This window comes from Citrobacter sp. R56 (assembly GCF_016811995.1).
Lineage (GTDB): Bacteria > Pseudomonadota > Gammaproteobacteria > Enterobacterales > Enterobacteriaceae > Citrobacter_D > Citrobacter_D enshiensis.
This window is the reverse complement of the sequence record NZ_CP069159.1, coordinates 3,701,591-3,712,330: the sequence shown is the minus strand read 5'-3', so window position 1 is coordinate 3,712,330 and position 10,740 is coordinate 3,701,591. Positions and strand designations below refer to the sequence as shown.

Below are 10,740 nucleotides of genomic sequence, written 5' to 3'. Positions count from 1 at the left end.
GCCGGGTGCGGCTCACGCCTTACCCGGCCTACAATACGTAATCTCGTATTTTACAGCTTCGCGAACACCCGACGTGCTGCGTCGATGGTGTTATTGATATCGTCCACACTGTGCGCTACGGACATAAAGCCCGCTTCAAACGCTGACGGCGCCAGATAAACGCCTTCATCCAGCATCAGATGGAAGAAACGCTTAAAGCGCTCCACATCACATGCCATCACATCCTGGTAGCAGGTCACGGACTCGGCATCGGTGAAGAATATCCCGAACATACCGCCAACATGGTTCATCACCAGCGGAATTCCCGCCTCCTGTGCCGCCTCCAGCAAACCTTCTGACAGTTGCGTGGTCAGCTCATTCAGCGTTTCATGGATCCCCGGTTGGGCGACTTCGGTCAGACAGGCAAAACCGGCTGCCATCGCGATAGGGTTACCGGAAAGCGTTCCCGCCTGGTAAACCGGACCGGTCGGGGCCAGCGCATCCATCACATCGCGGCGACCGCCGAAAGCGCCGACAGGCATACCGCCGCCGATGATTTTGCCCAGGCACGTTAGGTCCGGCGTCACACCGTAGTAATCCTGTGCGCCAGCCAGCGCGACGCGGAAACCGGTCATCACTTCGTCGATAATCAGCAGTGCACCGAACTCGTCGCACAACGCGCGCAGGCCAGGCAGGAATTCCGGCAGCGGTGGGATGCAGTTCATGTTACCTGCGACGGGCTCAACGATGATGCAGGCAATCTCCTGCGGATACTGTTCGAATGCCGCGCGAACCGAGTCCAGATCGTTGTAAGTACAGGTCAGGGTATGTTTAGCGAAATCTGCCGGTACGCCCGGTGAGTTCGGTTGACCCAGCGTCAGTGCGCCGGAACCGGCTTTGACCAGCAGGCAGTCGGCGTGACCGTGGTAGCAGCCTTCAAATTTGATGATCTTGTCGCGACCCGTAAAGCCGCGCGCCAGGCGGATGGCGCTCATGGTGGCTTCGGTACCTGAGTTCACCATACGTACCATGTCCATGGTCGGCACCAGATTGGTGACCAGCTCCGCCATTTTCACTTCCATCTCGGTAGGGGCACCGAAACTCAGACCCCGTTGGGCAGCTTCAATCACCGCGTTACGGATCGCCGGATGGTTGTGACCCAGCACCATCGGTCCCCAGGAACCGACGTAATCGATGTAGGCTTTGCCATCGACATCATACAGATACGCGCCGTCTGCTTTTTCGATAAACAGCGGAGTTCCCCCCACGCCAGTAAAGGCGCGAACAGGAGAGTTAACGCCGCCGGGGATAAGCTCGCGTGCTGCGCTGTAGAGGTTTTCAGACTTACTCATGGATGGGTTCCTGGTTCGTAGAAAAAGTGAATGCCCGCTATTCTAAGTAAAGTTATCCGCATTTGAAACAACACGATTTACAGGGGATTTTCATCATTGGGACGAGTAGAATGCCGTCTCTGTATTTGTATTACCAATTAATGATCATCCGATGAAAACAGACACTCCCTCTTTTGAAGCACAGCACGTTTTGCGCTTACGGCGCAGGGATCTGATCCGCCGACTTGTTGAGCGCGATAAAACGCCGCTGGCGATTTTGTTGATGGCGGCCGTTGTCGGTACTGTCACTGGGTTGGTTGGCGTGGCATTCGAAAAAGCGGTGACCTGGGTTCAGAACCAGCGTCTCGGCTCATTGGCCCATGTCGCAGACCATGCGCTGCTGGTCTGGCCGCTGGCCTTTATTTTCTCTGCCGGGCTTGCGATGGTCGGTTATTTTCTGGTGCGTAAATTTGCGCCGGAGGCCGGTGGTTCGGGTATCCCAGAAATTGAAGGCGCTCTGGAAGAGCTGCGTCCCGTGCGCTGGTGGCGCGTACTGCCCGTTAAGTTTGTGGGAGGCATGGGGACGCTCGGCGCGGGGATGGTGCTCGGACGCGAAGGACCCACGGTGCAGATCGGCGGTAATATCGGTCGCATGGTGCTGGATGTGTTTCGCATGCGCAGCGCCGAAGCGCGCCACACGTTACTGGCAACCGGCGCGGCTGCGGGGCTTTCTGCCGCTTTTAACGCGCCGTTGGCGGGCATTTTATTCATTCTTGAAGAGATGCGTCCGCAGTTTCGTTACAACCTTATTTCGATCAAGGCGGTGTTCACTGGGGTTATCATGTCCAGCATCGTGTTTCGGATCTTCAACGGTGAAGCGCCGATCATTGAGGTGGGGAAACTGTCGAATGCGCCGGTTAACACCCTGTGGCTCTATTTGATCCTCGGGATGGTTTTTGGCTGCGTGGGGCCGGTCTTCAATACCCTGGTGCTGCGTACCCAGGATATGTTCCAACGCTTTCATGGCGGCGATATCAAAAAATGGGTATTGATGGGCGGCGCTATCGGCGGGCTGTGCGGTATTCTCGGGCTGATTAAACCGGAGGCGGCCGGCGGAGGATTTAACCTGATCCCCATTGCCGCAGCCGGTAATTTCAGCGTTGGACTCCTGCTGTTTATTTTTATCGCCCGGGTCATTACCACGCTGCTCTGTTTTTCATCCGGCGCGCCTGGCGGTATTTTTGCGCCGATGCTGGCGTTGGGGACGTTACTGGGCACCGCGTTTGGCATGGCGGCGGCGGTATTTTTCCCGCAATATCATCTTGAGGCGGGGACGTTTGCGATTGCCGGAATGGGAGCCCTGTTGGCGGCATCTGTGCGTGCGCCGTTGACGGGGATTGTGCTGGTGCTGGAAATGACCGATAACTATCAGCTCATTTTGCCAATGATTATTACCTGTCTTGGCGCAACACTGTTAGCGCAATTTATGGGCGGAAAACCGCTATACTCTACAATCCTTGCCCGCACGCTGGCAAAGCAGGACGCAGAGCAGGCGGCAAAAAGCCAGGGCGTTACCGCTGGCGAGAATACTTGAACGAAATACCAGGGTATTAGATAATGACAAGAGTATTGGGTTAGAATTTGCCCAATTGCCAATGTCGTTTGGAGCAAAAAATGAGTGATGACGTAGCGCTGCCACTGCAATTTACTGAAGCAGCAGCCAATAAAGTAAAAAGCCTGATCGCTGATGAAGATAACCCGAATCTGAAATTACGTGTGTATATCACCGGTGGTGGTTGCAGCGGTTTCCAGTACGGTTTCACCTTTGATGATCAGGTGAACGATGGCGATATGACCATTGAGAAACAGGGCGTCGGTCTGGTTGTCGATCCGATGAGCCTGCAGTATCTGGTGGGCGGATCCGTTGACTACACCGAAGGTCTGGAAGGTTCTCGTTTCGTCGTGACCAACCCGAACGCAAAAAGCACCTGCGGGTGTGGCTCGTCCTTCAGTATCTGATTGTACTGAACATGAAAAAGCCGTGTCATAGACACGGCTTTTTGCTATCTGGTGCGATCATCCAGTGCAAAGGTCGGCAACTTCAGATGCCAGCGAATGGCGGCAAGTCGAATGAGCAACGTCACGACCATCCCCATCATACTGGACGTCTCCAGTGGAATATCAAACGTATAATACGCAGTAGCATGCACAATACCGCCGATGATACAGGCCGTTGCATAAATTTCAGTGCGTAAAATCATGGGGACTTCGCGGGCTAACACATCACGAATAATCCCGCCGCCGACGCCGGTAATCACGCCCATACAGATGGCGACCAGTGGACCGCTTCCGGCAATAAAGGCTTTGTTCACGCCGATACCGACAAACACCGCTAAGCCAACGGCATCCAATACCGGGAGCATCCATTTAGGCAGTCGTCTGGGCTGACGCACCAGCACAATGGTGAGCATGCTGGTGATCATCGCCACCACCAGGTCGGTCGGATCTTTTACCCAAAATACCGGCCCGTTATCCAGCGCCATATCGCGAATGGTTCCCCCGCCAACGGCCGTGACAACGCCAAGAACCAGAACGCCAAAAGGGTCCATGCGCAGTTTTCCGGCCAGTAATACGCCAGAGATAGCAAATACCGCTGTGCCTACAATATCGAGCCAATAGACGAGCATTGTCGAATCCCCACTGAGAGCCTGGCGGGGCCTGGCTCTATTTCACTTGTGAAAGCGCATTACAGAGTTGTTTTGCGGCGAGGATAATACGCGGGCTTGCGCGTTCAAACCAGTCACTGGTGAGTGGAATAACCGGAATTTTTAGCTGATTTCCCCAGTATTGTTTGATTTTGAGAATTTCGCCCGAATCTCCTGCGACGACGATCGCCTGGGGATCCCTTGCCAGCACCTGTTCGCGACTCACCTGCGGCCAGGGAACCCGACTATCGGCAAAGACATTTTCTCCACCACAAAGCTCAATAACCTGGTTCTGAATCGAGTTTTTTCCGCTGGTAAAGGGCGGATTGATGCCAAACTGGAGAAACACCCGTTTTTTCGGTTTCTCTGCATACTGAGATTTTAGCTGAGCATACTCATCCAACAAGGTTTGCGCCGCACGTTTGGCTTTCTCGGGATCGGGGCTCCAGGCAGCCAGTTGCTGCAACGCGCCAGCGACCTGCTCAATGGTTTCCGCGTCTATCCAGATGACGTCGATGCCCAGAGAGGTCAGTTGATTGACCTGTCGTTCTGAATTCCCGCCACGCCAGGCGATAACCAGATCGGGCTTTAGCGCCACAATCCGTTCCAGATTCATCCCTTGCCAGGTAGAAACCTCATCGATGCCTTTCGCTTCCGGGGGATAGTCGGAATAACTGCTAACGCCAACGGGGGTAATGCCTGCGGCAAAGGCGAGTTCGGTGTTAGCGGGGGAAAGAGATACGACGCGCGGCGCGGCAGACAGCCACACCGGAAGAGTGAGAAGCAGGGCGGCCAGCGCCCTGGATAATGATTTAGCCATGTGCCAGTTTCTGGACCAGCGTTTCCACCATCAGGCTGGACTGTTTGGCGGCAACCACCAGGAACTCGTCAAAGCTGAGGTGAGACTGCTGATCGGCCACGTCAGAAATGGCGCGAACCACCACAAAAGGCACGTTAAAGTTATGGCAAACGTGCGCGATAGCGGTCGCTTCCATCTCTACGGCAATCGCGTTCGGGAAGTTATGGCGGATCCTCGCCAGACTGACTGAGCCATTAATGAAGGCGTCACCACTGACGATCAACCCGCGAACCGCATTCAGGTTCAGTTCTGCGATGCAGGATTCGGCAGCCGTGATCAGCTTGTCATCCGCTTTAAAACCTGCCGGGCAACCCGGAAGCTGACCAAATTCATAACCAAACGCGGTGACGTCGGCATCGTGATAACGCGCTTCGTCAGAAACCACGATGTCACCGACTTTCAGCGTCGGCGCCAGGCCGCCCGCAGAACCGGTGTTAACAATGACATCCGGCTTGCATCGCTCGAGAAGCAGAGTTGCGCCCAGCGCAGCCGCGACTTTACCGATGCCTGATTTCAGTAGCGCAACCTCGGTTCCGTTCAGTTGGCCGGTGTAAATTTCACAACCGCCAAGGGTAATTGTCTGACGGTTTTCGATTTTGTCACGCAGCAGCGTAACTTCTTCTTCCATTGCACCAATGATGCCGATTTTCATAGATTTACTCGCGATAAGCCAGATTTGAGGGCATAGTCTATCATGCGCTTAAGGTGAAGCGCATTGCTCAGGCGGGAGAGAACATGGCACAGATCGATTTCCGAAATAAAATTAACTGGCACCGTCGTTATCGCTCACCGCAGGGCACGAAATCTGAGCATGAAATTCTACGGATCTTTGAGAGCGATCGTGGTCGGATCATCAATTCACCCGCGATTCGCCGTCTGCAACAGAAAACGCAGGTGTTCCCCCTTGAGCGCAATGCGGCGGTGCGGACGCGTCTGACGCACTCTATGGAAGTGCAGCAGGTTGGGCGTTATATCGCTAAAGAGATACTGAGTCGCCTTAAAGAGCTGAAACTGTTAGAGAAGTACGGCCTTGATGAGTTGACCGGTCCTTTTGAGAGCATCGTGGAGATGTCTTGCCTGATGCATGATATCGGCAACCCGCCGTTTGGGCATTTTGGCGAGGCGGCGATTAACGACTGGTTTCGCCAGCGTTTGTTCCCGGCAGATGCGGAAAGCCAGCCACTCAGTGACGATCGTTGTGTCGTTGCCGCGCTGCGATTGCGTGAGGGTGAGGAGTCAGTGAATCATCTTCGTCGTAAAGTGCGCCAGGACCTATGTCAGTTTGAAGGGAATGCGCAGGGGATACGTCTGGTTCATACATTGATGCGAATGAATCTGACCTGGGCGCAGGTGGGCGGTATTTTAAAATATACGCGACCCGCCTGGTGGCGGGGTGAAACGCCTTCCTCACATACCTATTTAATGAAAAAGCCGGGCTACTATCTTTCTGAAGAACCCTATATTGAGCGGTTACGTAAAGAGCTTGAAATGGCGCCTTACAGCCGATATCCATTGGCGTGGATTATGGAGGCGGCTGACGACATTTCATATTGTGTGGCCGATCTTGAGGATGCTGTTGAGAAAAGAATCTTCAGCGTGGAGCAGCTTTATCATCATCTTTATGAAGCCTGGGGGCATCATGAAAAAGGCTCACTGTTCACACAGGTGGTTGAGAATGCCTGGGAGAAATCGCGCGCCAATTCATTAAGCCGCAGTACGGAAGACCAGTTTTTTATGTATTTACGCGTGAATACACTTAATAAACTGGTGCCGTATGCTGCCCAGCGCTTTATTGATAATTTGCCGCAAATCTTTGACGGTAATTTCAATCATGCATTGCTGGAAGATGCCAGTGGCTTCAGTCAGTTGCTTGAATTATATAAGAATGTCGCGGTAAAACACGTGTTTAGCCACCCGGATGTCGAACAACTGGAATTACAAGGATATCGGGTGATCAGCGGTTTGCTGGAGATTTATCAGCCGTTATTAAAAATGTCGTTATTAGATTTTTCTGAGCTGGTGGATAACGAACGACTGAAACGCTTTCCTATTGAGTCCAGACTATTCCAAAAGCTCTCTACGCGTCACCGCCTGGCCTATGTTGAAGTGGTGGGTAAATTAGCCTCAGATTCCCCGGAATACGCCACGCTGGAATATTATTATCGCTGCCGTCTGATCCAGGATTATATCAGCGGGATGACCGATTTGTATGCCTGGGATGAATATCGCCGACTGATGGCGGTTGAATAATATTCAGCCTTTTGTAAAGATGAACAATAAATATTTACCGTTTCCAGAAACTTTATACCGGAACTTCGCGCTATAAAACGAATCTGATGTACACAGCAATTTTGCGTTATCTGTTAATCGAGATCGAAACACATGAAAAAAACCACATTAGCAATGAGTGCACTGGCTCTGAGTTTAGGTTTGGCGTTGTCCCCCCTGTCTGCAACGGCGGCTGAGACGGCGTCTTCAGCAACAACAGCCCAGCAGATGCCAAGTCTGGCGCCGATGCTCGAAAAAGTGATGCCATCGGTGGTGAGTATTAACGTGGAAGGCAGCACGACGGTGAATACGCCGCGTATGCCGCGTAACTTCCAGCAGTTTTTCGGTGAAGATTCTCCGTTCTGTCAGGATGGCTCGCCATTCCAGAGCTCGCCTTTCTGTCAGGGCGGGGTGCAGCAGGGCGGCGATAACGGCGGCGGTCAGCAACAAAAATTCATGGCGCTGGGTTCCGGTGTCATCATTGACGCCGCAAAAGGTTATGTTGTGACCAACAACCACGTGGTCGACAAAGCCAGCGTTATCAAAGTACAACTGAGCGATGGCCGTAAATTCGATGCGAAGGTCGTCGGCAAAGATCCGCGCTCCGATATTGCGCTGATCCAGATTCAGGATCCGAAAAATCTGACGGCGATTAAGCTGGCGGACTCTGACACGCTGCGCGTGGGGGATTATACCGTTGCCATCGGTAACCCGTTCGGTCTGGGTGAGACGGTGACGTCCGGTATTGTTTCTGCGCTAGGCCGTAGCGGTCTGAACGCAGAGAACTATGAAAACTTTATCCAGACTGACGCCGCCATCAACCGGGGTAACTCCGGTGGTGCGCTGGTGAACCTGAATGGCGAATTGATCGGTATTAACACCGCTATTCTTGCGCCGGACGGCGGCAATATCGGTATCGGTTTTGCCATCCCAAGCAACATGGTGAAAAACCTGACGGCCCAGATGGTCGAGTACGGTCAGGTGAAACGCGGGGAGCTGGGGATTCTGGGGACCGAACTGAGCTCTGAGCTGGCGAAAGCAATGAAAGTCGATGCGCAGCGTGGCGCATTCGTAAGCCAGGTATTGCCGAACTCGTCGGCGGCGAAAGCGGGCATTAAAGCGGGTGACGTCATTACGTCTCTGAACGGTAAGCCGATCAGCAGTTTTGCCGCACTGCGCGCTCAGGTAGGAACGATGCCGATTGGCAGCAAAATCAGCCTGGGTCTGCTGCGCGAAGGCAAGCCTGTTACAGTAAGTCTGGAGCTGCAGCAAAGCAACCAGAATCAGGTCGACTCCAGCACCATCTTCAGCGGTATTGAAGGTGCGGAGATGAGCAATAAAGGCCAGGATAAGGGCGTTGTCGTGAATAACGTCAAAGCCAATTCTCCGGCTGCCATGATTGGCCTGAAGAAAGGGGACGTGATCGTTGGGGCAAACCAGCAGGCGATTAAAAACATCGCTGAACTGCGTAAAATCCTCGACAGCAAACCGTCTGTGCTGGCACTGAACATTCAGCGTGGCGATAGCTCCATCTACCTGCTGATGCAGTAATCTCTCGCCAACCCCTTTCCCCGTTGGGGAAAGGGTTCTCCCCCGTTTTGTGAAGTTTCCCACAACTCCATATATCTCCCCGTCTGTTTGTGCATCTGCACAATGTTGCAGGCTAACATCTTCCCTATGCTTGAGTTCCGCTCACAGGAGGGTTTATGGCTGGCATCTTGATACCAGCATGGCACAGGATATCGTGTCGCGGACCATGCGCATCATTGATACCAATATCAACGTAATGGATGCCCGTGGGCGTATTATCGGCAGCGGCGATCGCGAACGTATTGGTGAATTGCACGAAGGTGCATTGCTGGTGTTGTCGCAAGGGCGCGTTGTCGATATTGATAATGAGCTGGCGAGGCCGTTAGCACGACTGAAATCCATGGATAACAACGGATTATTGCGCCGGACACTGGCGGCGTGGTTTCGCCACAACGTACAGCCGCTGGCGACGTCAAAAGCGTTATTTATCCACCGTAATACGCTGGAGTATCGCCTGAACCGAATCTCTAAACTCACCGGGCTGGATTTAGGGAATTTTGACGATAGGTTGTTGTTGTATGTGGCATTGCAACTGGATGAACAACGGTAGGCGGGATTTGTTTTGTCGGCCTGATAAACGTAGTGCCCTCAGGCAAAATAAAGCCGGGTGGCGGCGGGCGCGCATCAATGGGTAGGCCGGGTAAGGCGAAGCCGCCACCCGGCAACAAACCGCGTTATTTGCGTGTCAACTTCTCAAGATCGGCTTCAATCTCGCTGATCTTATTGGTCACGACCGATTCCAGATGACGTAAATCGTCGAGGATCTTACGTTTAAGATCGACTTCGGTGCGGTCACGCTGGCAGATTTGATCCAGCTCGTCGATCACATAGCGTAGATTCGGGCTGATCTCCTGAACCTCTTTGTACCCCTGACCAACACCATCAGCGACGACCGTTTTGCGCTGGCGAGGATATTTAAACTTAACGCTCTTGGCAAAGAATTCGCCTTTATCCTTCTGGAAATAGATTTTCAGGATATCGTTGTTGGCTTCTTGCCGCAGGCTGTAACGATCGATTTCTTCAGGATTGGTAATGCCCAGACTTTTCAGATTGTCGTACATAGCGGTACCCTTAATCTCAACATAACCTTTGAATAATTAACGAAAAGTTCTTTTTCCGCCACCAGAAGATATAAAAAAAGCGGGGTTGCCCCCGCTTTTTCTAATCATGATTAGTCGATGGTGCGTAGCAGCTCGTTGATGCCCACTTTGCCGCGGGTTTTCGCATCCACTTTTTTCACAATCACGGCACAGTACAAGCTGTATTTCCCATCTTTGGACGGGAGGTTGCCAGAAACAACCACCGAACCTGCCGGAACGCGACCGTAATGCACTTCACCGGTTTCGCGATCATAAATACGGGTGCTTTGACCGATGTACACGCCCATGGAGATCACGGAACCCTCTTCCACGATCACCCCTTCAACGACTTCTGAACGCGCGCCGATAAAGCAGTTGTCTTCGATGATGGTTGGGTTAGCCTGCAGTGGCTCCAGAACACCACCGATGCCCACGCCGCCAGAAAGGTGAACGTTTTTACCAATCTGCGCGCAGGAGCCAACGGTCGCCCAGGTATCAACCATGGTGCCTTCGTCAACGTAAGCGCCGATGTTCACGTAGGATGGCATCAGCACAGTATTGCGTGCGATAAACGCGCCCTGACGCACTGCCGCAGGCGGAACCACACGGAAGCCTTCTTTCTGGAAACGCGCTTCATCGTAGTCGGCGAATTTCATCGGCACTTTATCGAAGTAGCGGCTTTCCGCACCGTCGATAACCTGGTTATCGTTAATACGGAAAGAGAGCAGTACCGCTTTCTTCAGCCACTGATGGGTGACCCACTGGCCATCAATCTTTTCTGCGACACGCAGCACGCCGGAATCCAGCAGAGAAATGACCTGATTAACCGCTTCACGGGTCACGGTGTCTACATTTGCCGGAGTGATGTCGGCACGACGCTCGAAAGCTGACTCAATAACGTTCTGTAACTGCTGCATTGTTAAACTCTT

12 protein-coding genes are annotated in these 10,740 nt (G+C 53.0%); 6 read left to right on the top strand and 6 right to left on the bottom strand.

From position 1 onward, the window contains the following. Positions 1-50: 50 nt before the first annotated feature. A complete protein-coding gene (hemL, locus tag JM656_RS17580; RefSeq protein WP_192611131.1) occupies positions 51-1,331 on the bottom strand; it encodes a glutamate-1-semialdehyde 2,1-aminomutase in 1,281 nt (426 codons plus the stop codon). A gap of 151 nt (positions 1,332-1,482) precedes the next feature. On the opposite strand from hemL, the gene clcA reads away from it, so the two are divergent. From clcA to erpA, 3 genes are read left to right on the top strand one after another with little or no spacing between them, the layout of a single operon-like run. Next, entirely contained in the window at positions 1,483-2,904 is a 1,422-nt protein-coding gene (gene clcA, locus JM656_RS17575; RefSeq protein WP_203358880.1) for a H(+)/Cl(-) exchange transporter ClcA, read from the top strand. After that, positions 2,828-2,992, top strand: coding sequence for a small protein YadW (yadW, locus tag JM656_RS22525; RefSeq protein ID WP_370552279.1), 165 nt, complete (start codon positions 2,828-2,830; stop codon positions 2,990-2,992). Before clcA ends, yadW begins: the two co-directional genes overlap by 77 nt. Beyond that, positions 2,985-3,329, top strand: coding sequence for an iron-sulfur cluster insertion protein ErpA (gene erpA, locus JM656_RS17570; RefSeq protein WP_006686771.1), 345 nt, complete (start codon positions 2,985-2,987; stop codon positions 3,327-3,329). Before yadW ends, erpA begins: the two co-directional genes overlap by 8 nt. Before the next feature lie 44 nt (positions 3,330-3,373). On the opposite strand, the gene JM656_RS17565 is transcribed toward erpA, so the two are convergent. The 3 genes from JM656_RS17565 to mtnN are packed head-to-tail and all read right to left on the bottom strand — an operon-like array spanning position 3,374 to position 5,526. Then, positions 3,374-3,997 (bottom strand): TRIC cation channel family protein, encoded by a 624-nt coding sequence (locus tag JM656_RS17565; RefSeq protein WP_203358879.1) that lies wholly within the window; start codon positions 3,995-3,997, stop codon positions 3,374-3,376. Between the two features lie 37 nt (positions 3,998-4,034). Further along, on the bottom strand, positions 4,035-4,835 hold the full coding sequence (gene btuF, locus JM656_RS17560; protein WP_203358878.1) for a vitamin B12 ABC transporter substrate-binding protein BtuF: 801 nt from the start codon (positions 4,833-4,835) through the stop codon (positions 4,035-4,037). Then, complete coding sequence (gene mtnN, locus JM656_RS17555; RefSeq protein WP_203358877.1) at positions 4,828-5,526, bottom strand: 5'-methylthioadenosine/S-adenosylhomocysteine nucleosidase; 699 nt, start codon at positions 5,524-5,526, stop codon at positions 4,828-4,830. The genes btuF and mtnN overlap by 8 nt, the downstream gene beginning before the upstream one ends. Before the next feature lie 83 nt (positions 5,527-5,609). Between mtnN and dgt the strand changes: the two genes are divergently transcribed. The 3 genes from dgt to JM656_RS17540 all read left to right on the top strand — a co-directional run bounded on the left by dgt (position 5,610) and on the right by JM656_RS17540 (position 9,282). Further along, the gene (gene dgt / locus JM656_RS17550; protein WP_203358876.1) at positions 5,610-7,124 is read left to right on the top strand and encodes a dGTPase; all 1,515 of its coding nucleotides are present in this window, start codon (positions 5,610-5,612) and stop codon (positions 7,122-7,124) included. Positions 7,125-7,256: 132 nt separating this feature from the next. Further along, on the top strand, positions 7,257-8,693 hold the full coding sequence (gene degP / locus JM656_RS17545; protein ID WP_203358875.1) for a serine endoprotease DegP: 1,437 nt from the start codon (positions 7,257-7,259) through the stop codon (positions 8,691-8,693). Between the two features lie 178 nt (positions 8,694-8,871). Further along, on the top strand, positions 8,872-9,282 hold the full coding sequence (locus JM656_RS17540) for a helix-turn-helix domain-containing protein (protein WP_203358874.1): 411 nt from the start codon (positions 8,872-8,874) through the stop codon (positions 9,280-9,282). Between the two features lie 124 nt (positions 9,283-9,406). Here the strand turns inward: JM656_RS17540 and JM656_RS17535 are convergent, their stop codons facing one another. Then, positions 9,407-9,793 carry a DUF3461 family protein gene (locus JM656_RS17535; protein ID WP_192611139.1) on the bottom strand — a complete coding sequence of 129 codons (387 nt, stop codon included), beginning with the start codon at positions 9,791-9,793 and terminating at the stop codon, positions 9,407-9,409. A gap of 110 nt (positions 9,794-9,903) precedes the next feature. Next, positions 9,904-10,728, bottom strand: coding sequence for a 2,3,4,5-tetrahydropyridine-2,6-dicarboxylate N-succinyltransferase (dapD, locus tag JM656_RS17530; protein WP_203358873.1), 825 nt, complete (start codon positions 10,726-10,728; stop codon positions 9,904-9,906). Positions 10,729-10,740 lie beyond the last annotated feature (12 nt).